Annotated in this window: 22 protein-coding genes; 13 read left to right on the top strand and 9 right to left on the bottom strand. The window is 61.3% G+C overall.

The genetic code is table 11. The annotated features are described in order from the left end of the window. Positions 1–86: 86 nt before the first annotated feature. Positions 87–581 (bottom strand): TetR/AcrR family transcriptional regulator, encoded by a 495-nt coding sequence (locus ACOQOT_RS15145; protein ID WP_420560026.1) that lies wholly within the window; start codon positions 579–581, stop codon positions 87–89. A 242-nt stretch (positions 582–823) separates the two neighbouring features. On the opposite strand from ACOQOT_RS15145, the gene ACOQOT_RS15140 reads away from it, so the two are divergent. The 6 genes from ACOQOT_RS15140 to ACOQOT_RS15115 all read left to right on the top strand — a co-directional run bounded on the left by ACOQOT_RS15140 (position 824) and on the right by ACOQOT_RS15115 (position 4,509). After that, a complete protein-coding gene (locus tag ACOQOT_RS15140; RefSeq protein WP_420560025.1) occupies positions 824–1,255 on the top strand; it encodes a DUF4345 domain-containing protein in 432 nt (143 codons plus the stop codon). Between the two features lie 97 nt (positions 1,256–1,352). Continuing rightward, positions 1,353–1,940 carry a YdeI/OmpD-associated family protein gene (locus tag ACOQOT_RS15135; protein ID WP_420560024.1) on the top strand — a complete coding sequence of 196 codons (588 nt, stop codon included), beginning with the start codon at positions 1,353–1,355 and terminating at the stop codon, positions 1,938–1,940. Between the two features lie 197 nt (positions 1,941–2,137). Next, on the top strand, positions 2,138–2,893 hold the full coding sequence (locus tag ACOQOT_RS15130) for an autoinducer binding domain-containing protein (RefSeq protein WP_420560023.1): 756 nt from the start codon (positions 2,138–2,140) through the stop codon (positions 2,891–2,893). Between the two features lie 144 nt (positions 2,894–3,037). Further along, positions 3,038–3,664 carry an acyl-homoserine-lactone synthase gene (locus ACOQOT_RS15125; protein WP_420560022.1) on the top strand — a complete coding sequence of 209 codons (627 nt, stop codon included), beginning with the start codon at positions 3,038–3,040 and terminating at the stop codon, positions 3,662–3,664. Positions 3,665–3,728: 64 nt separating this feature from the next. After that, a complete protein-coding gene (locus ACOQOT_RS15120; RefSeq protein ID WP_420560021.1) occupies positions 3,729–3,932 on the top strand; it encodes a hypothetical protein in 204 nt (67 codons plus the stop codon). Positions 3,933–4,068: 136 nt separating this feature from the next. After that, the gene (locus tag ACOQOT_RS15115) at positions 4,069–4,509 is read left to right on the top strand and encodes a TetR/AcrR family transcriptional regulator (protein ID WP_420560020.1); all 441 of its coding nucleotides are present in this window, start codon (positions 4,069–4,071) and stop codon (positions 4,507–4,509) included. 14 nt (positions 4,510–4,523) lie between these two features. Here the strand turns inward: ACOQOT_RS15115 and ACOQOT_RS15110 are convergent, their stop codons facing one another. After that, positions 4,524–5,414 carry a LysR family transcriptional regulator gene (locus tag ACOQOT_RS15110; RefSeq protein ID WP_420560019.1) on the bottom strand — a complete coding sequence of 297 codons (891 nt, stop codon included), beginning with the start codon at positions 5,412–5,414 and terminating at the stop codon, positions 4,524–4,526. Between the two features lie 104 nt (positions 5,415–5,518). Here ACOQOT_RS15110 and ACOQOT_RS15105 point away from each other — a divergent pair, with 104 nt between their 5' ends. The 3 genes from ACOQOT_RS15105 to ACOQOT_RS15095 are packed head-to-tail and all read left to right on the top strand — an operon-like array spanning position 5,519 to position 9,845. Next, the gene (locus tag ACOQOT_RS15105; protein ID WP_420560018.1) at positions 5,519–7,156 is read left to right on the top strand and encodes a proton-conducting transporter membrane subunit; all 1,638 of its coding nucleotides are present in this window, start codon (positions 5,519–5,521) and stop codon (positions 7,154–7,156) included. A gap of 4 nt (positions 7,157–7,160) precedes the next feature. Next, complete coding sequence (locus tag ACOQOT_RS15100) at positions 7,161–9,599, top strand: YbcC family protein (protein WP_420560017.1); 2,439 nt, start codon at positions 7,161–7,163, stop codon at positions 9,597–9,599. 12 nt (positions 9,600–9,611) lie between these two features. After that, the gene (locus ACOQOT_RS15095) at positions 9,612–9,845 is read left to right on the top strand and encodes a hypothetical protein (RefSeq protein ID WP_420560016.1); all 234 of its coding nucleotides are present in this window, start codon (positions 9,612–9,614) and stop codon (positions 9,843–9,845) included. On the opposite strand, the gene ACOQOT_RS15090 is transcribed toward ACOQOT_RS15095, so the two are convergent. Further along, entirely contained in the window at positions 9,842–10,537 is a 696-nt protein-coding gene (locus tag ACOQOT_RS15090; protein ID WP_420560015.1) for a glutathione S-transferase family protein, read from the bottom strand. The genes ACOQOT_RS15095 and ACOQOT_RS15090 overlap by 4 nt on opposite strands. A gap of 98 nt (positions 10,538–10,635) precedes the next feature. On the opposite strand from ACOQOT_RS15090, the gene ACOQOT_RS15085 reads away from it, so the two are divergent. Beyond that, entirely contained in the window at positions 10,636–11,076 is a 441-nt protein-coding gene (locus tag ACOQOT_RS15085; RefSeq protein WP_420560014.1) for a MarR family winged helix-turn-helix transcriptional regulator, read from the top strand. 121 nt (positions 11,077–11,197) lie between these two features. Here ACOQOT_RS15085 and ACOQOT_RS15080 read toward each other — a convergent pair whose 3' ends face one another. The 6 genes from ACOQOT_RS15080 to ACOQOT_RS15055 all read right to left on the bottom strand — a co-directional run bounded on the left by ACOQOT_RS15080 (position 11,198) and on the right by ACOQOT_RS15055 (position 15,898). Then, positions 11,198–11,608 carry an MAPEG family protein gene (locus ACOQOT_RS15080; RefSeq protein WP_045443780.1) on the bottom strand — a complete coding sequence of 137 codons (411 nt, stop codon included), beginning with the start codon at positions 11,606–11,608 and terminating at the stop codon, positions 11,198–11,200. 23 nt (positions 11,609–11,631) lie between these two features. Further along, a complete protein-coding gene (locus ACOQOT_RS15075; RefSeq protein WP_420560013.1) occupies positions 11,632–12,021 on the bottom strand; it encodes a VOC family protein in 390 nt (129 codons plus the stop codon). A 239-nt stretch (positions 12,022–12,260) separates the two neighbouring features. Then, the gene (locus tag ACOQOT_RS15070) at positions 12,261–13,187 is read right to left on the bottom strand and encodes a cupin domain-containing protein (RefSeq protein ID WP_420560012.1); all 927 of its coding nucleotides are present in this window, start codon (positions 13,185–13,187) and stop codon (positions 12,261–12,263) included. Between the two features lie 141 nt (positions 13,188–13,328). Beyond that, a complete protein-coding gene (locus ACOQOT_RS15065; protein WP_420560011.1) occupies positions 13,329–13,478 on the bottom strand; it encodes a hypothetical protein in 150 nt (49 codons plus the stop codon). Continuing rightward, on the bottom strand, positions 13,462–14,484 hold the full coding sequence (cydB, locus tag ACOQOT_RS15060) for a cytochrome d ubiquinol oxidase subunit II (protein ID WP_420560010.1): 1,023 nt from the start codon (positions 14,482–14,484) through the stop codon (positions 13,462–13,464). Before cydB ends, ACOQOT_RS15065 begins: the two co-directional genes overlap by 17 nt. Continuing rightward, a complete protein-coding gene (locus tag ACOQOT_RS15055) occupies positions 14,477–15,898 on the bottom strand; it encodes a cytochrome ubiquinol oxidase subunit I (protein ID WP_420560009.1) in 1,422 nt (473 codons plus the stop codon). The genes cydB and ACOQOT_RS15055 overlap by 8 nt, the downstream gene beginning before the upstream one ends. A gap of 247 nt (positions 15,899–16,145) precedes the next feature. Here ACOQOT_RS15055 and ACOQOT_RS15050 point away from each other — a divergent pair, with 247 nt between their 5' ends. The 3 genes from ACOQOT_RS15050 (at position 16,146) to ACOQOT_RS15040 (ending at position 18,239) form a co-directional block, all read left to right on the top strand. Next, positions 16,146–16,727: a PAS domain-containing protein gene (locus ACOQOT_RS15050; protein WP_420560008.1), complete on the top strand. Its 582-nt coding sequence runs from the start codon at positions 16,146–16,148 to the stop codon at positions 16,725–16,727. 257 nt (positions 16,728–16,984) lie between these two features. Beyond that, complete coding sequence (locus tag ACOQOT_RS15045; RefSeq protein WP_420560007.1) at positions 16,985–17,506, top strand: spore coat U domain-containing protein; 522 nt, start codon at positions 16,985–16,987, stop codon at positions 17,504–17,506. Positions 17,507–17,516: 10 nt separating this feature from the next. Then, positions 17,517–18,239, top strand: coding sequence for a molecular chaperone (locus tag ACOQOT_RS15040; RefSeq protein WP_420560006.1), 723 nt, complete (start codon positions 17,517–17,519; stop codon positions 18,237–18,239). The last annotated feature ends 6 nt before the right edge of the window (positions 18,240–18,245 follow it).

Here is an 18,245-nt window from a genome sequence, read left to right as displayed (position 1 = left end):
GGGCGGCACCGGTCTTATGGCACCGGTGCCGACTCGTTCCTTTCCCTGTCTATCGGCCTAATCTCTGCTGGGTTTCTTTGGGCGGCTCAGGCAGAGAGCTTCATTCCCTCAACGGCGGTTTTAACGAGTGTCTTCGTTTGCGTCCAATCATAGCCATTCATCGTGATCTTGTTATGAGCGATACCGTTCAGAAGGCAGACCAAGAGGTCTGCTTTTTCTTTGAGTGCGGGATCTTGTTCGTGCAGGCCCAGCGTCTCTGCCAGCGCGTTAAAGAGAATGCCGTAGCGGGCAACGATGTCCGTAGAACCGATAAACACGCTGACATCCGGCTGGCTGACGCCTTCGCTCATGAAGACCATGCGGTAATGATCGGGATGGGTCAGCCAATATTCCACATAAGCAATTGAAAGTGCGGTGAGGCGCTTTGCGGGGGTGCGGTGGGCGGCGGCGGTCTTCGCAAGCCCGGTAAAAAGCTCATCGAAAACCAGCTCCCAAATGTGCCGCAGAATATCAATCTTGGCATCGTAGTACGTGTAGAGCGTCATGGGCGCGCAGCCGAGCTCCTGCGCCAATCGCCGCATGGAGACCGCGCTATATCCTTGCGTGCGGAAAAGCCTTATCGCTGTCTGCGCGATCCGCGCCCGCATATCGCTGACCTGATCCCCGGTCAGCGCGGGACGGCCCTTTTGGGCCGGTTTTGGGGCCGGTTTTGGGGGACGTGTCTTTTCCCTTGGTTTTTTCTGCTTTTCCATTTCTTTCATTCGTTGACAGCGAGGCATCTCTAGATAATTATACGCGTATAAATTAATGGGAGCCAGCGCAAATGTCCGTCTCTTTCTGGAAAGACAAACCCGTTCTGCGGGCCGTGCTTCTGCTTGCCGGCCTTGTCATGATTGCACTCGGTGTCAATGTCGGGTTCGGTGGTATCCGCACGCTCGGGCTGCAAGGCGGCGGTGATTTCTTTCAGGTAATGAACGCGGATGCTTTTACCGCACAGGATAATCATATCCGTTTTCTGGGCGGGTTCTGGCTGGGAGCGGGGCTCTTCGTGCTGGCAGGCGCTTTTTGGCTTCGGCAGCTCGGACCTGTGCTCATTGCGATTGCCGTTATGGTTTTTGTTGGCGGGCTGGCGCGGCTCAGCGTGTTTGACAGCGATATTGTGCTCTCCGGCGCGGTGCTGCCCTCGCTCCTCACCGAGCTTATTGCTTTTCCGCTTCTCGGGCTTTGGGTTCTAAGGGTGATGCGGCGCGGCTGAGCTTTTTCCGCTCGCGATGGACAGCGCGTACCTTCTTGGTCACATTCGGTTTCCGCCATTCAGATGTTCATGTCGGTGAAGTTTGGGGAGCCGGGTAATGACTGCAGTGAATGCCAAGGCCGATGCCTTTTTCAAAGAGGCGAAGAAGTGGAAAAAGGAGATGGGCGCGCTGCGCGCCATCATGCGCGAGTGCCCGCTTGAAGAAACCTATAAGTGGCGCTCGCCTTGTTACACGTTTGAAGGCGGTAATATCGCCGCCATTTGGGGGCTGAAGGATTATTGTGCGCTGGCTTTCTTCAAAGGCGCGCTTCTGAAAGACAGCAAAGAGATTTTGAGCGCGCCGGGCGCGCACTCCCGTTCCATGCGGCTTGTTAAATTCACCGGCGCAGCGGAGATCGAGAAGGCAAAGCCTCTCCTCAAGAAATATATCGGCGAGGCGGTCGAGGCGGAAAAAGCTGGTTTGAAAATCGAGTTCGCCAAAGACGATCTGCCGTTTCCGGCCGAGTTGACCGCCGCGCTCAAAAGCGATTCCAAACTGAAGAAAGCGTTTGAGGCGCTGACGCCGGGGCGGCGGCGCGGCTATGTCCTGCATTTTTCTCAGGCTAAGCAGGCCAAGACCCGGGAGGCACGAATCGAAAAGGCCGTGCCGAAAATTCTCGCCGGCAAAGGTCTGCAGGACCGTTAAGCAGGCAGGGCTCAAGGGCGCCTTCCCTCGGAATTCAAGGGCGCAGAAGGGGCTGCGCACTTACCTTCTCAGTTAACCCAAGCTTGAATTGGAAAAACCCGGCGGGCGCTTTAGGCTTGTTTGGGTATTCCGGCTACCGTCTTGTAGGGTAAGGGCAATGCCGGGCGGCTGGAGGAAGCAAGCTCGAGGGGGCAGGGATGCTGGACCGTTTCATGGGAACCCTTGCCGGTTGCGCAACGCCGGAGGCGGCGTTCGGCGCCTTCATCTCGGCGAGCCACGAGCTCGGCTTCAATGCCTGTTCCTATGCCGATCTTAGCCTGCTTGCTCAGCCCGAGCTTTATGCCGAGCGCCTGCGTCCGACTTTCGGATTGCCGGTTGAGTGGGGCCTGCGTTATGCCCGCCAGTCCTATCACAGGCTCGATCCGGTGCTGCTTGCCTGCCGGGCCAGCCGCGCGCCTTTGGTCTGGTCCAAGTTTAAGGACCTTGCACCGCTGCGCCGCCCGCAGCGCCGGTTCATGGAGGAAGCCTGGGAGTTCGGCTTGCGCGAAGGGCTCTCCTTTACCATTGGCGGGGGGCAGGGCGAACTCATTGCGGTGACTTATGTGACCGATGAAGCGCGCGCCGTCAGCCCGGCGGATGCGCTCACTGCGCGGTCCGCCGCGACGATCTTTCATCTCGTCCACGACCAGCTTCAGCAGGCGGGGACGGAGAGTGCCGGGCCCGGCGCCGCCTTTTCCGAAGTGACGGAGCGCCGCCCCGTTTTGAGCGTGCGCGAGCAGCAATGTCTCGAATGGGTCTGCCGGGGAAAAAGCTCCTGGGTGATTGCCGAAATTCTCGGCCTGCGGCCCAAGACCGTCGATCATTATCTAGCTAATGCCTCGCGCAAGCTGGAGGCGAGCAGCCGCGTGGCCGCCGCCGTGCGGGCGGTGCAGCTCGGCCTTATTCAGCCCTGAGATACCGCGTCTTTTGACGTGAGAGGGGCCTGCGCAATACGGGCCCGGCAATATCGGCGAGCACAATACGGCAAAGTCACCGTATCCCGTCTCCTCCGGCTCTTTGGTCTCCTGAAGTCCTTCACAGGACATCAGGAGGGCACCATGCTTGACTACGTTGGCCGCGGGACGCGGCTTATTGCCGGAACGCCGCTCGATGAGTTTCACAAGCTGCGCTACAAGCTCTATATCGAGCAGGAAGGCTGGGACGTTCCCCATGAGAACGGCCGGGAATACGACGAGTTCGACACCCCGCAGGCCGGTTATCTGCTGTGCCGCCACGAGGTGACGGGGCGAGTGCTGGGCGGCGTGCGCCTCTTGCGCTCCACCCAGGCCTATATGATCAAAGATCTTTGGCCTGACATGCTGGACAATATGGCGCCGCCCGAGGCGGATGACATTTGGGAAGGCTCGCGTCTTCATGCCGACCCCTCGCTTGCGCCCGAAGCGCGGCGCAAGGTCATTCAGGAGCTTGGTGTTGGGCTCTATGAATTCGCCCGGCGCTGCGAGATTTCCAAAATCCTTTTCGTCATGCCGCCGCGCCTTGCCGAGGCCTGGTTCCAGTCCGGCGTTCCCTTCGAAATGCTGGGCGGGGAAAAGCATTTTGCGACGGGGCCCGCCGTTGCCGGCTGGATCCTCTGCACGAAAGAGGCACTCGATATCGCCGCCTCGCGCTTCGGCCGCAAGGCGGACATCCACGGTCTCGAGGATCTTGTTGTTTCAGCAGCGTAATGTGAGTGGAGGCGGTCCCATGTCAGCGGGCTCAAGTAAATCTTCTTTAAACCGGGCATTGCTCATGTCGCGCTTTGCCACGATCAACGACCCGCATATCCGGTCCGGGTTTCTCGTGCTGGTCGACCTCTTGAAAGTCATTGACGATCCTGTCTTGGCGGATGAGGTGGTTTCGGCTTTTCAGAAACATGTGCTGCGCTGGGAAGCGGAGAAACGGGAGGCCGCATCTTCCGGCGAGGAGAGTGCCGTTTCTCATAGGTTGAACTGACCGGCATGTGGGCGATGAAAAAGCGGGAGAGGCAATATTGCCTCTCCTGCCTGCCATTGCGGGAATGTACCGGTACAGATAAGATTCCTGCAACGGGGTAGGCGGCGCTCCCATCGTCAACAAGCAGAGGCTTTGCATGCCGGAGATGAAAGCACCGGATAACAAACGGAATGTGCCGGGCAAGCTGAGCGCTTGGCGCAATGCACGCCGGAGAGAAAGTCACCGGGCTATTCTCGTGGCGGCCCATCAGGAGTTTTCGGCGCGCGGCTTTCAAAGCGTTTCGGTGATCGACATTGCCAAGGCCGCGCCCGTTTCAACGGCGACGATTTACAAGCACTTCACCAGCAAGGAAATGCTGGTTGCCGCTGTGGTGGAAGAGTTTTTCGAGCCGGAGCCTTGTGTGCCTTTTAATGCCAAGCAGGACCGTAACGAGCAGGCCTATGCTTTCCTCAGCTCCATGGTTCTTGCCGATGCCCGCGTCCTGATGGGCGATCTGGTGAAGCAGGACTATGAAGGCCCGGCGCTTGCCGCTTTCGATGGCTGGCTCATAGCGTCGGCCAAGCGGCTCGATATATAACCCCCGCCCTCTTTCTATAGCTTCGGGAGTTTCGCGGAGACGAGATCGCGCACCAGCGCGTTCGGGAATTTGCGCTCCATGGTGACGGCGTAAAAGTTTTCCGCGATGCCGGGCAGGCTCCCGGCTTCTTTCAGAAAGCCGGAGGCAAGCTCGTCCTTCACCACGATGGGCGGAATGACGCCGAGACCAACCCCTTCCCGCGTCAAAAGCCGCAGCATGGCCATATCGTCCACCTCGGCGGCAATTTGTGGCTGAATGTTCCAGCGTTCCATCAAGGCGTTGAAATCCGTGCGCACGCTGCTGTCGGCGGTGGGCAGCAGCACCGGCTCGCTTGCCAGAAGCTCGCGCAATTTTCCCTTGCTGCGCCGGCCAACAAGTTCCGCCCGCCCGACGAGCGAAATGCGCTGCTGAGCAAGGCGGTGGGAAACGAAGGGGGTAATGGCATCGCGCGCCGGGGGCTGGGTGAGAAGCACCACATCGAGATTGAGCGCCTCCAGCCCGCGCAAAAGCTCGGCGGCTGTGCCGGAGCGCAAAATCACTTCCACGTCGCTGCGCCCGAGAACGGGCTTTAGAAACGCGATCTGGAAGTTACGCGACAGCGTGGCAAGCGCGCCCACGCGCAGTGCCTGGCGGCTGCGCCCGCTGGCGCGGAGATTGGCGAGCAGTTCTTCCCCCGCGGAAAAGATTGCATCGGCATGGTCGAGCGCGAGCCGTCCTGCTTCCGTCAGGGCGAGCTGACGGCCCCGGCGCTCGAAAAGCGCATGGCCGAGCCGTTCTTCAAGCTGCTTTATCTGAATGGAGAGCGCCGATTGGGACACGTTGAGCCGTTCGGCCGTGCGGGTCAAGTTGCCGTCATGGGCGACTGCCCAGAAATAGCGCAGGTGATGGAAATTGAGCTCGCTCATAAGTTCTATTTAATAGAACAAAAATACATAAACAATGAATTTTTCTTATCTCCGCGTCGTGCCTACCTTCTGCGCAACCGGCTGCACCAAGTGGAGAAGATCCCATGCCTATCCCGCCCGACCTCGATGGCCCTGCCGCCGCCGCACTTTTGGCGCTCCTGCCGGTCCTTGCGCCGCTGCTTCTTCTGTTTGCCGGATTTGCCGCCTTTGCGGGGCCGGGTCTGCGCTCGCGCGCCCAGGTGCGCGCGGCGGAAGGCGCGGCGCTTCTTTCCCTTTTTGCCGTGCTGGGCGCTGCCGGGCTTGCCGCGTTCGGAGCGGGTGAGGGGCTTCTGCCTCCGGCGCTTGCCCCGCTCAAAGGGCTTTTCATGGCGGATGCGGTTTCCCTTACCATGCTGCTCGTCGTCGCCAGCATCGGCTGGGCGGTTTTGCGGTTTTCGGCAAGTTATCTTGACGGGGAGGCGCGGCAAGGTTCCTTTACCGGCTGGCTCTGCCTGACGCTTGCCTCGGTTCTTTTCTTTGTACAGGCGGGCACATTGTCCGGGCTCGTTCTGTCCTGGATCGCTGCGAGCCTTTTCCTGCAAAAACTTCTGCTCTTTTATCCCGAACGCCTTCCGGCGCGGCGGGCGGCGCGCAAACACGCGCTGATGGCGCGGCTCAGTGACGGCGCGCTGATCGGGGCGGCGCTTCTCCTCTATATGGCTTACGGCACACAGGAGATCGGCGCGCTCAGCGCGGCTGCCCGGGCCGATTTTGCGGACGGCGGCGGCGCTGCCCTCATTCTCGCCGCAGGTCTCCTCGCTCTAGCCGCGCTTTTCAAGTCGGCGCAGTTCCCGGCCCATGGCTGGCTGACGGAAGTGATGGATACGCCGACGCCGGTTTCCGCGCTTCTTCATGCCGGTGTCGTCAATGCGGGCGGCTTTCTTCTGATCCGTTTCGCCGATGTCATGCTGCTGGCGCCGGGCGTGCTGGCCGCGCTGGTTCTTATCGGCGGGTTCACCGCGCTTTTCGGCTCGCTGGTGATGCTGACGCAGCCGGCGGTCAAAACCTCGCTCGCCTGGTCCACCATCGCGCAGATGGGCTTCATGATCTTTCAATGCGGGCTCGCGCTCTTCCCGCTCGCGCTTTTGCACATCGCCGCACATTCCTTCTACAAAGCCCATGCCTTTCTTTCCTCCGGCAGCGCCGTGGAAAATGTTGCCGCGATCAAGCGGCCCGGCCCCATCGCAGTCCCAAACGGCAAGGCCGTGGGGCGGTCCTTCCTCATCGCTCTTGCGATTTTCGCAGGCACGGGCGCGTTTTTCGGCTTCGAGACGAAATCCCCGCAAGCGGTCGCGCTCGGTGCCATCCTCATCTTCGGCGTTGCGTATCTCCTTGCCCAGGGCCTTGCGGATGCTGCGCCGAGATTGCTGACGCAGCGCACCGCGCTTTATTCGCTCGCCGCGACCGCAGGCTATTTCACGCTGCAAGCGGGGGCCGAATGGCTGACGGCGGGTACCTTGCCCGCCACGCCCGCACCGGGACCGCTCGAATGGGCGCTCATCACGCTTGCAGTGCTCAGCTTCGCTTTGACGGCTTTTGCCCAGGCGACCTTCCCGCTCTGGTCGGCGCATCCGGCGGCGGCTGGCTCGCGGGCGCATCTGGCCAATGGGCTTTACGCCAACGCGCTTTTCGACCGCCTCCTGGGAAGCTGGCAGGTGAGAGAACAGGTTTCCGCCGGGCATCCGGCTGCAAAGAAAGGATAAGGCGATGACGGTGACGTCTGCTCTTCCAAACAAAACGGCGCTAGAGGGTCTTGATGCGGCAATGAAGGAAGCTGCGCGCACCGTGCCGCCGCTTTGGCCGCTTTCTTCCTCGGTTGCCGTCAATCCGTTTCTCGGCCAAGTGGATAGGGGCCTGGCGGGAACGGGCGCCCTTCTCGGCAAAACCGCCGGCATCAAAGTGACGATGGCGCGCAGCTGGTATGAGGCGGAAATCGCCAAAGGTGCGATCCTGGATGAAGATCTGGAAGCGGCCCTTGCCGCCTCGCCCCATGCAGACCGGCCTGCCGATATCGCGGCCCTAAAGCGCGCGGCGCAAACCGACATTCAGGTTCCGGATGCTTTGCCGACAATTGCCGGGCTTGCCGCCGATGCTTCCGGCACCGATTGGCCGGGCCTTGCCGCCGAGCGGATCGGGGCTTGGGCCGGGGCTTATTTCGATGAAGGTCAAGCGCTTTGGGCCTTGCCGCGCAAGGAGCGGGCCTATGCTTCCTGGCGGGCAGCGGCGAGCTACGACCTCGTGCCGGAAATTCTCGGCCTTCGCGGGTTTGCCGCCCATGTCGCCGATGCGCCGCAGCGTCCTCTTGAAGCGGCGGCGCGCGCGCTGGCAACGCTTCAGGTAAGCGAGGCTGCGTGCCCGCTTTACTTCCAGCGGCTCTTGATGGAGCTCGGCGGCTGGGCGCAGGCGGCGCGCTACCGGCTCTGGCAGGCGGAGCTTGAAGGAGGCGCAGACGAAACGCTGTGCGATCTTCTGATCATCCGGCTTGTCTGGGAAGAAGCGCTTTATCTTCTCCATCAAAAGCAAATCGCGCCTGCCTGGCAGGAGGCGCTTGCTGAATATGAGAAGGCGCCTCAGGTGACGCCCGGCCTTATTGCCGATGAAATTCTGCAAGAAGCTGCGGAGCGGGCCGGGCAGCGGCGCCTTGCCACGCAGCTTCTCTCGGGCGGGCATTTTGCGGAACAAGAGGAGACGCAAACCCCGCTCCATGCCGCCTTCTGCATCGATGTGCGCTCGGAAGTTTTCCGCCGCGCGCTGGAGACGGCCTATCCTGGCGCGCGCACATCGGGCTTTGCCGGGTTCTTCGGCCTGCCGGCGGTGCATCACGCGCTTGCCTCGGATATAGAGGAAAAGCGGCTGCCGGTTCTGCTGTCTCCTGCGCTCCATAGCTGCGCGGTAGGAGAAGAAGAAAAAGAGACGGATCTGCGCGCGCGGCTTTTGGCGCGGGCGAGCCGGGCCTGGGGGCGCTTTAAAATGGCCGCCGTTTCCTCGTTTGCCTTTGTGGAAGCAACGGGCCCGCTTTATGTGGGCAAGCTCTTCCGCGACGGGCTGGGCGGCGGCGTGGCGCATAAGGCGCCCGACCCGGCGCCGAAATTCGCCCCCGAGCTCGATCTTGCCGAGCGCGCGGCGCTTGGCGAGAGCGTGCTCAGGGCCATGTCTATGACGAAGGATTTTGCCCGGCTCGTGCTTCTTGCAGGGCACGGGGCAAGCGCGCGCAACAATCCTCATGCGAGCGCGCTTCACTGCGGGGCCTGCGGGGGCTATGCGGGGGATGTGAACGCGCGTTTGCTGGCATCGCTTCTCAACGACCCTCTGGTGCGGGCTGAACTTGCGCAGAGCGGCATCGTGATCCCTTCGCAAACGCTCTTCCTTGCCGCGCTGCATGACACGACGAAAGACGAGGTCACGCTCTTCGATCAGGATGTGCCGGCAGCGGGCCATGCAAAAGAAATCGCCTTGCTCAGGGGCGCGCTTGAAAAGGCGGGGCTTCTTGCCCGGGCCGAACGGGCGCGGCGGCTGCCGGGCGCGAAGACGCCGGGCGATGTTGCGGCAAGAAGCTACAACTGGGCCGAAGTGCGCCCGGAATGGGGGCTTGCCGGCTGCAAGGCCTTTATCGCCGCGCCACGGATGCGCACTCACGGGCTCGACCTTTCCGGCGAGGCTTTCCTGCATGAATATGACTGGCACGCGGATAAGGAGTTTTCCGTCCTCGAGCTCATCATGACCGCGCCTGTGGTCGTCGCAAGCTGGATCAGCCTGCAATATTACGGCTCGGCGGTTGCCCCGTCGGTCTTCGGCGCGGGTAACAAGCTCCTCCACAATGTAACGGGGGGCATGGGGGTGCTAGAAGGAAGCACGGGTCCCCTCCGCGCCGGCCTTCCCTGGCAGTCCGTTCATGACGGGGAGAAACTGATGCACCGGCCGCTCCGGCTCTCCATCTGCATCGAAGCGCCGAAGGAAGCGATGACGGAAATCCTCGCGCGGAACAGTCAGGTGCGCGCCCTCTTCGACAATAAATGGCTGCATCTTTTCGCCATGGATGAAGAAGGCCGGCTTGCCGCGCGCTATGCCGGGGATCTTACCTGGGAGGAAGAACCTTTGCCGGGGAAGGGCGCGGGAAGCCCTGTCTTTCTGAATGCTGCCGAGTAAGGAGAAGGTGCGATGAAAGGTGAAGATATGCGGTCTTTACGCTTTGAGCAGGCGGAAGCCTTCGTGCGCTCCAACCCGCGCACCAGCCCCTGGCTACGGCAGGCGCTAGAAGAAACGGCGCAGCGCGATCCTCTGGATGTGCTGAATGAGGTCGAAATGCTGCGCCTTCTTCTGCTTCGCCGTCTTGCTGGCGCATCGCCTGCTGTTTCATCTTCCTGCAGCGGCGAGGACGGCGTGGCGCGTTAAGCGGCTTTGGCTTCGATCAGACCGGACAGATAGGAGCCGCGGTTTTTCAGGAACTCGGTCAGGAGTTCGGGATAAGCAGGGCTTACTGCCTTCTGCACGGAAGGGCGCGCGCTCAAGGTTTCGCGCCAGCGGCGCACTTTCGGGGTCTCGTCGAAGAAACCGAAGGTGCCGAAGCGTTCGAACGTGTCGAAATAGCGGAAGACCGGGCCGAAGACCGCATCGACAAGGGAAAAACTTTCCCCGTCGAACCAGGGCGCCGCTTTGACGCGGGTCTCGAGGCGGGCGAAGCGTTCTGCGATCTGTGCGCGTTTCGCCTCGAAGCTCTCGGCGTCTTTGGCGTTATAGAAACCGGAAATGTCATTGAGAATCGCCGAGCCGAATTCGATCCAGGCGCGGTGATCGGCGCGGGAAAGCGCGTCTTGTGGATGCAGCGGGTTCGGCGCCGTCTCCTCCAGATATTCGGCGATGACGGCGGATTCGAAAATGGGTTGTTCGCCCACCACCAGCACCGGCGTCTTGCCGAGCGGGGAGATTTTTTTGAACCAGTCCGGCTTGTTGGAAAGGTCCACATCCTTGCGCTCGAAAGGCACACCCTTTTCCGTCAGCGCGATGACCGCACGTTGCACGTAAGGACAGAGCGTGTGACTGACAAGCGTGAGAGGTTCTTGAAGCTTCTGGGCGGATTGGGTCATGCCGGTCTCCTTCCATATAGATGCATTTGCATCTATATGGGGCGACGCGCCATTTTGTCAATCTTGATGCAGCTGCATGGATGGGGGATGATCGGCCCATGTCAGGGGAAACACCTTCCAAGGAGACCGTTCTTGCCTGGGCGCGGCTGATGCGCGCAGGCCGGCATGTGCTGAGCGCGGTGGAGCGGGACCTGAAACAGGCGGGCTTTCCCCCGCTTGCCTGGTACGACGTGCTGTTGGAGCTGCGCCGCGCCAAAGGGGGCTTGCGGCCGGGCGCGCTTGAGGCGGAGCTTCTGATTGCCCAGCACAATATTTCCCGCCTGCTCGCGCGTCTTGAAGAAGCAGGGCTGATCGAACGACGGCGCCACCCGGAAGACGGGCGCGGCCAGATCATCGTGATCAGCGATGCAGGGCGCGCGCTCCTTAAGGATATGTGGCCCGTTTACCGCAAGGCGATCGAGACGCATGTGGGCGTAAAATTGAAAAGCGGGAAAGAGGCCGGTGAGCTCGCCCGCCTGCTCGGCGTGTTGCTGGAATAGGTCCTAAAAGCAAAGAGGGCGCTCCCGTCTGGAAGCGCCCTCCCGCGGCCTTGCGGCCAGCCGATGAGAGGCATCGACCCTTATGCCGGTCAGAGAAGCGGCCTATTAGAGGAGAGCCCGGTCAAAGGAGGGACTGGGCGCCGATGATCAAGATGGCCGCCCAGGACACCAGATAGACCGGTGTGCGCAGGAAGGGCACGGCCAGGATATAGACCACGGCATGGGCGATGCGGGCATAGAAGAACACGGCAGCCCAGGTGGCGACGACGGCAACAGCCGCTTCACCCGCGAGGAAACCGGCGGCCACCACGACGGCGATGAAAGCCGGCATGGTTTCGACCATGTTCAAATGCGCGCGCTGCGCCCGCTGTGCCCAAAGCGGCGGCTCGGGCTGTTTGGCCGGATAGCCTTCCGGATAGTTGTTGAGGAAGGTCGGCAGGCCCCAAACGAAGACCCGTGCCAGGATGTAAGGTGTCCAGAGAAGGACGGTAAGAACGCCGCTGAGGGCGAGGTAGTGATAAGCCGTTTCCATAATCAGCCCCATATAGTCAAAGGTTACGCAGAAAATCCGTTGTGAATCGCTTCGAGCTTGTTGCCGAAGGGGTCACGCACGAAGGTGGTGTAGATGTCCGGCTTCGGATAGGCCGCGCGCGGGCCCGGTTCACCTTCGCACTGGCCGCCATTGGCGGAGCCGAACTTGTGGAAAGCGTCGACCGCTTCACGCGTTGCCGCGGCGAAGCAGATATGTGTGCCGTTGCCGGCGGTGTATGCGGCGCCGTCATTGGGCAGCATCACGAGAAACTGGACCGAGCCATTGCCGTAAGCGGCAAAGCCGTCGGTGGCGGCCATGCAGGTGCAGCCAAGCGTTTCCATCAGGCCGTCGTAATATTTACGCGCCTCGTCAATGCTGGGGACGCCGACGGAGAGGTGATCGATGATATTCATGGTCTTACCCTTGTTCGAACTGGCCGTGCATGGCCGGTCATCAATGATGCCGGAAGGAGCGTTCTTTAAAGGGTGCCCCTTGCGGCAGATACGGACGGATGGCCTTCGGGGCGCGGGCGTTGCCGCTCCTTCGGGCCGTTACTGGCCGACAGGGGCAATTTGTGGCGGGCCGGACGATTGATCAATTAGCCCGCAAGAGATAGGGATTTACTGCAATGTCTTTGGGACGGAACGCAAACTCAAGCGAGGGCGCGGCGATATTCCGTCGGCGGAAGGCCGAATTTTCCGGCAAAAGCCCGGGTAAAAGCGGCCGGTGACTGATAGCCCGTTTGGGTCGCGACCTGCTGTACGGAGCAGCGCGAATCGTCGAGCAATGCCAGCGCTTTTTGCAGCCGCCAATCGGCCAGATAAGCCATGGGGCCGACGCCCATCAGCGAGGAAAAGCGGTCGGCAAAACGGCTGCGCGACATGCCGATTTCCGCCGCCAGGTGTTCCACCGTCCAGGGACGGGCAGGGTTGGCGTGAATAAGTTCGAGGGCGCGGCCGATCTGCTTGTCGCGCAAGGCCTCAAGCATCGTGCCGAGCTGCGGGTCTTCGGCAATGCCGGCGCGCAACAGCTCGATGAAAACGATTTCCGAAAGGCGGGTGACGGCAGCGTCCGAGCCGATCTCCCCGGAAAAGACGGTGCGTGCAACAAGGCGCAGCATTTCATCGAGCAGCGGCGTGCGCGCCCGGGTGGCCGCGCTTGCCAGCATATATTCGGGCAGGGCGCGCAGCAGCGGATGGTCCGCGCCGCCGCGGAAGGAGAGGTGCCCGCAGACCATTTGAGTGGCCGCATGGGCGCTGCCTTCGCCCCAGACAAGGACGCCTTGCCCGGCAAAACCGGCGCGCTCCAGCACCGTTTCAAGCGGCGGAGCGTGCGCACCGCTTTTATCGGACAGAATATGCGAGCGGCCCTTGGGAATGAGCACCAGATCGCCGGGCCCCAGATCGATCTCCGCACCGGAGGGGAAGGTCACGTGGCAATTGCCCTGCACCACGAGATGGAAGCGGGCAGCTTGCTGCAGTTCCGGCACCGTGACGCCCCAGGGAGCGCAAAAGTCAGTGCGGAAATAAAGCGCGCCCTTCAGATCCAGCGTGTCGAGAATGTCGTTGAGTACATCCATACCCGGCCCCTGTTTTCTGCCGTTTCATCTGTTTCGTCCCGTAACTTGGGACGTTTGATCAAAAGATGGCAGGAAGCGGCGATCACGGGAATTCACGTTCAGGTCACCGGCGCATGGGAGCGCGCTTACCCGCGCGCATGGTTAAAGCCCGGTCATGAGAAACTTGATGGGGTAGGAAAGGGCGGTGACGGCGGCAAGCCCGCCTGCCCAAAGCGCGGCAAACCAGAGCCATTGCCGGGCTTTGGGATGGGTGCCGAGCCAGCGGCGGGCGCGCTCAATATATCGGCTCATGGCCCGCCTTCCCGCGGAAGACGTAATAGCTATAGGCGGTATAGCCCAGAATGATGGGCAAAAGCGGCAGCACGCCGACAAGCAGCAAGGAGAGGGAGGTGCCGGCCGCCGCCGCGCCCCAGATATCGATCTCGAAGGGCACGATCCAGGGATAAAGGCTGAGGGCAAGGCCGAGATAGCCCAGCGCGAAAATGCCCATGGCGGTCAGGAAGGGCCGGTATTCGGCATCGGCGCGGTGCAGATCGCGCCAGAGAAGCACGAAAAGTGCGGCGGTTAAAAGCGGTACGGGCGTGAGGAAGAAGATATTGGGCGCCGAAAACCAGAAATCGGCAATGGCGGGATTGAGAAAGGGCACGGAAAGGCTGACGAGCCCCATGAAAATCCCGACAAGGCCGAGCGCGTAAGACGCGACCTTTCGGGCCCAGTCCTGCGTTTCCCCCTCCGTCTTCATGATGAGCCAGGCGGCGCCGAGGAGCACATAGCCCGCCACGACCGCAAGCCCGGTCATGACGCTGAAAGCGCTTGCCCAATCGAACGGCCCGCCCGCGAAATTGCGGCCCGAAACTTCCACCCCTTGCACGAAGGCGCCGAGCACCATGCCCTGGCAAAGCGCGGCGATGAGCGAGCCGAAGTGAAACGTGTAATCCCAAAGGCGGCGGGAGTTGCCCTCCGCTTTGAAGCGGAACTCAAAAGCGACGCCGCGCATGATGAGTCCGAGCAGCATCAGGATGATGGGAATGTAAAAGGCGGGCATGAGCACCGCATAGGCAAGCGGGAAGGCGGCAAAGAGCCCGCCGCCGCCCAGCACAAGCCAGGTTTCGTTGCCGTCCCAGAAGGGCGCGATGGAATTCATCATCCGGTCGCGGGATTTGTCGGACGGGGCGAAGGGAAAAAGAATGCCGAGGCCGAGATCGAACCCGTCGAGCAGCACGTAAAGAAAAACCGCTGCCGCGATAAGAAGGCCCCAGATCAGGGGAAGGTCGAGCGCGGAAGAAAAATCAAACATGCGGCGCCTCCGGTTTTCTGCCCGCCGCGCGCAGCGGCGCGGCTTCCAGCCCATGGCCGTAATAATCGCTTGCCTCGTCGTTCTCACTGTCCTCGCCCGGCGGAATGCCTTTGCCGATCAGTTTGAGGATGTAGAAACTGCCCGCGCCGAAGACGAGCGTGTACATGATGATGAAAGCCATCAGCGACCAGGCAACTTGCGGCCCCAGAATGGCAGGAGACACGCCGTCGGCGGTTTTGATGATGCCGTAGGCGACATAAGGCTGGCGGCCGATTTCGGTGACGAACCATCCGGCGAGCAGCGCGATGAAGCCGCTCGGCATCATCGCCATCCACCAGAGCTGCAGCCAGCGTGTTTCGAAGAGCTTGCCGCGATAATAATAGAGGGCGCTGACAAGGCCGATGCCGACCATCAAAAAGCCGATCCCCACCATGACGCGGAAGGACCAGAAGACCCAGGCAACGGGCGGGCGCTCGTCGCGCGGCCAGTCTTTCAGGCCTTTCACCTCGCCGTCCCAGTCATGGGTGAGGATGAGGCTGGCAAGGCCGGGAATTTCGACCGTGTAGCGCATCTCTTCGGCTTCTTCATCGGGCCAGCCGAAGAGCAGCAGCGGCACGCCGCGTCCGGTCTCGTAATGGCCCTCCATCGCCGCAACCTTTGCGGGCTGGTGCTCGAGCGTGTTGAGGCCGTGCTGGTCGCCGAGGAAAACCTGCAAGGGCGCAACGAGCGCGGCCATGATCACCGCCATGCCGAGCATGACGCGCGCCTCGCTCTCATGTCTTTTGCTCCAGAGATAAAAGGCGCCGACCCCGCCCACCACGAAGGCGGTGGTGAGATAGGCGGCCGTGACCATATGGGCGAAGCGGTAAGGGAAGGAGGGATTGAAAATGATCTCCAGCCAGTCGGTCGGGAAAAGCCGCCCGTCCGGGCCGATCTCGAAGCCTTGCGGGGTTTGCATCCAGCTATTGGCGGAAAGAATCCAGAAGGCGGAAATCAACGTGCCGATGGCGACGATGCAGGTCGAGGCGAAATGCATGCGCGGGCTGACCCGGCCCCAGCCGAAAAGCATGATGCCGAGAAACGAAGCCTCGAGGAAAAATGCGGTCAGCACTTCATAGCCGAGCAGCGGGCCGATGACATTGCCCACTTTGTCCGAGAAGACCGACCAGTTTGTGCCGAATTGGTAGGACATGACGACGCCGGAAACGACGCCCATGCCGAAGGCGACGGCGAAGATTTTCACCCAGAACTTATAAAGTTTGCGGAAGCGCTCATCCCCGGTTGCAAGCCAGCGCCATTCCACCACGGCCAGAAAGCTCGCCAGCCCGATCGTGAAAGCGGGAAAGACGATGTGAAAGGAAATGGTGAAGGCAAACTGGATACGGGCAAGAAGAATGGGATCGAGATCGATCATGCCGGCCCTCCGGGCTGGAACCTGAAACTGTCCGTCGCGTTCTATTAACTATAGGCAAAACGGGCTGGGACTCTAGCGCCGGGACGCGAAAAACCGCCATGCGGGCGGCTTTGCCGCAGGCGCTGGACGGGCTTCGCGTTAATGTTTTTTTGGGGGCTCGATTTTAGAGTCGGGGCCAGAGACGGGCTGACCGTCTTCGGCCGAAAGTCTGGGGGGCCTATCCGTTTCATTCTGCGGGAGATTTGCGTTGTCCGCCGTACAAACCATTGATCCCATGCAACAGCTTGGGGAGTACTGGCGCTCTCTCCTGCCCGCGGATGGCGGGCTGCCCGACCGCCGCGATGTCGGCCCCAACCGGCAGATCGCCAATCTTCTCCCTCACCTTATTCTCATGGAAGTCACGGAAGACGATGTGGTCTTCCGTCTGGTCGGCACAGGCCATAGCGCGCGTGTCCCTCATGACATCACAGGCCGGCGCTACGGCGATTATATCGGCGCGGAGCGTATTGCCCGCGGCGTCAAACGGGCCGGCTCGATGATCCAATATGCCTGCGGGGCGCGTGTGCTCGTGCGCGAGCGCTATGAGCGCGAACGGCAGGAAGAAGTCATTATGAACTGCCTGCCGCTGATCGACGGCAAAAGCGGCGCGCCGTTCATTCTCGCGCATGCCGGCACGACATTGGCGCTGGAAGAATTGCTGCAGGTGGAAGGGCCTTTCCTGACGCAGCCTTTTGCCGGTTTTGAGTTTGTCGATCTTGGGTTCGGTTTGCCGCCTGCCGATATCCGCGCGCGGGACGAAACGCCTTTTCCCGAGGCCTTCAACCGCTGAGGCTGAGCGCCTGCGCCGGTATTCGGTGCTGTTTTCCCCGATATGCCCTCAAAGGTTGTATCGTTCAATATAAACTTTCCGGTTTACGCTTTCTTAGGTGACATTCCGTATTCTGACGGATGGGTGGAGATGACGTTTCGCTGTGCCTTCAGGTAAGGCGCAGTGCCGCAGCAAGAATGTGAGAGTTCGTCCCATTCAGGTTGCGGAAAAGCGGCGTTCGGGCGCGCAGGCCATGAGGCGGCGACAGGACGTGTGTCATGAGCCCCATACGCTTCGGCATCTGGCCATCGCTGCGCCGGTTCAGCGCTGTCTTTCTTTCCTCCTTTCTTCTCTCCTTGCCGCAACCGCTTCAGGCGGCAACCGATACGGACACGTTTCAGGTGACGGCGAGCGTGCTCGCCGCTTGCTCGATCACTGCGAACGATCTCAATTTCGGCAATTATAATCCCGTCTCGGGTACACCGCTCAATGCGGCAACGACGCTTGAAATCACCTGCACGAATGGCGCCGCTTATGAAGTGGGCTTGAGCGCCGGGCTCGGGGCAGGGGCAAGTGTCGCGACGCGCTTCATGACGAATGGAGGCAATCAGCTTGCCTATTCGCTTTACAGCGATGCGGCCCGCACCAGCGTCTGGGGAGAGACATCTGGCGTCAACACCGTAAGCGGAACGGGCAGCGGCGCGCTGCAGGCGCTCACCGTTTACGGCCAGATCCCCGGCGGGCAGTCCGTGCCCTCCGGCCTTTATACCGACACCGTCACAGCGACCATCACCTATTGAGGGAGGGAAGATGATGCGGTTCCTCTGTTCCTGGTTTTGCGCGGCGTTCTTGTTTGCGATATCAGGCCATGCCTTTGCTTTCGAGATCGGTCCCGTCTCGCTTCTCCTGCCGAGGGAGAATCCGGTCGGTGTTTTTCATGTCGCCAATACGGCGGAGAAAACCGTCAGCATCGAAATGCTGGGGTATCGATGGCGCCAGGAAAGGGGAGAGGACGTTTATGAGGAAGCGCCGGGCCTGATCATCACGCCGCCGATTTTTACCCTGGCGCCCGGCGAGCGGCGGCTCGTGCGGGCCGGCGTCATGGAGGCGGGTGAATGGGGAAAAGAGGAAGCTGCCTTCCGCGTGCTGGCGCGGGATATTTCCCCGCCCGATACATCTTTGGGTCTGCGTGTGCGGCTACAGATGCTGCTTCCGGTTTTTCTGGAAGCGGCGGCAAGTGAGGGCACGTTGTCGCTGAAACTCAAGCCGCGCGGCGACGGGACGCTTTGTCTTGATGCGCGCAATGAAGGCAGCGCCCATGAAAAACTGCTCTGGCTTAAGTCACCCTCCGGCGCGCGCCTCATGACGCAGAAGTACTATTTGCCGGGCGCGGCGGCGCGCGAATGTGTGCCATGGCAAGGTGCCGGGGCGGGCGCGCCTTTTCAGGCGGCGCTCATCTCAGCCGGTGATGCTTCTCCCCGCTTTTATGATTTGGTGCCCGGCGATGATGCGCGCCGTCTTGTCCGCAAGTAGTGTGCT

The organism is Tepidicaulis sp., assembly GCF_965222285.1.
In the GTDB taxonomy this organism is placed as follows: domain Bacteria; phylum Pseudomonadota; class Alphaproteobacteria; order Parvibaculales; family Parvibaculaceae; genus Tepidicaulis.
This window is presented reverse-complemented; position numbering and strand designations above follow the sequence as displayed.

Bases quoted from the DNA above. Each gene is read 5' to 3' on its own strand.
- ACOQOT_RS15130 (WP_420560023.1), top strand. From the start codon at position 2,138: ATGCTGGACCGTTTCATGGGAACCCTTGCCGGTTGCGCAACGCCGGAG.
- ACOQOT_RS15070 (WP_420560012.1), bottom strand. From the start codon at position 13,187: ATGGATGTACTCAACGACATTCTCGACACGCTGGATCTGAAGGGCGCG.
- ACOQOT_RS15065 (WP_420560011.1), bottom strand. From the start codon at position 13,478: ATGAGCCGATATATTGAGCGCGCCCGCCGCTGGCTCGGCACCCATCCC.
- ACOQOT_RS15075 (WP_420560013.1), bottom strand. From the start codon at position 12,021: ATGAATATCATCGATCACCTCTCCGTCGGCGTCCCCAGCATTGACGAG.
- ACOQOT_RS15095 (WP_420560016.1), top strand. From the start codon at position 9,612: ATGAAAGGTGAAGATATGCGGTCTTTACGCTTTGAGCAGGCGGAAGCC.
- ACOQOT_RS15040 (WP_420560006.1), top strand. From the start codon at position 17,517: ATGATGCGGTTCCTCTGTTCCTGGTTTTGCGCGGCGTTCTTGTTTGCG.
- ACOQOT_RS15085 (WP_420560014.1), top strand. From the start codon at position 10,636: ATGTCAGGGGAAACACCTTCCAAGGAGACCGTTCTTGCCTGGGCGCGG.
- ACOQOT_RS15080 (WP_045443780.1), bottom strand. From the start codon at position 11,608: ATGGAAACGGCTTATCACTACCTCGCCCTCAGCGGCGTTCTTACCGTC.
- ACOQOT_RS15145 (WP_420560026.1), bottom strand. From the start codon at position 581: ATGCGGCGATTGGCGCAGGAGCTCGGCTGCGCGCCCATGACGCTCTAC.
- ACOQOT_RS15115 (WP_420560020.1), top strand. From the start codon at position 4,069: ATGCCGGAGATGAAAGCACCGGATAACAAACGGAATGTGCCGGGCAAG.
- ACOQOT_RS15100 (WP_420560017.1), top strand. From the start codon at position 7,161: ATGACGGTGACGTCTGCTCTTCCAAACAAAACGGCGCTAGAGGGTCTT.
- ACOQOT_RS15135 (WP_420560024.1), top strand. From the start codon at position 1,353: ATGACTGCAGTGAATGCCAAGGCCGATGCCTTTTTCAAAGAGGCGAAG.
- ACOQOT_RS15105 (WP_420560018.1), top strand. From the start codon at position 5,519: ATGCCTATCCCGCCCGACCTCGATGGCCCTGCCGCCGCCGCACTTTTG.
- ACOQOT_RS15120 (WP_420560021.1), top strand. From the start codon at position 3,729: ATGTCGCGCTTTGCCACGATCAACGACCCGCATATCCGGTCCGGGTTT.
- cydB (WP_420560010.1), bottom strand. From the start codon at position 14,484: ATGTTTGATTTTTCTTCCGCGCTCGACCTTCCCCTGATCTGGGGCCTT.
- ACOQOT_RS15045 (WP_420560007.1), top strand. From the start codon at position 16,985: ATGAGCCCCATACGCTTCGGCATCTGGCCATCGCTGCGCCGGTTCAGC.
- ACOQOT_RS15125 (WP_420560022.1), top strand. From the start codon at position 3,038: ATGCTTGACTACGTTGGCCGCGGGACGCGGCTTATTGCCGGAACGCCG.
- ACOQOT_RS15090 (WP_420560015.1), bottom strand. From the start codon at position 10,537: ATGACCCAATCCGCCCAGAAGCTTCAAGAACCTCTCACGCTTGTCAGT.
- ACOQOT_RS15055 (WP_420560009.1), bottom strand. From the start codon at position 15,898: ATGATCGATCTCGATCCCATTCTTCTTGCCCGTATCCAGTTTGCCTTC.
- ACOQOT_RS15110 (WP_420560019.1), bottom strand. From the start codon at position 5,414: ATGAGCGAGCTCAATTTCCATCACCTGCGCTATTTCTGGGCAGTCGCC.
- ACOQOT_RS15140 (WP_420560025.1), top strand. From the start codon at position 824: ATGTCCGTCTCTTTCTGGAAAGACAAACCCGTTCTGCGGGCCGTGCTT.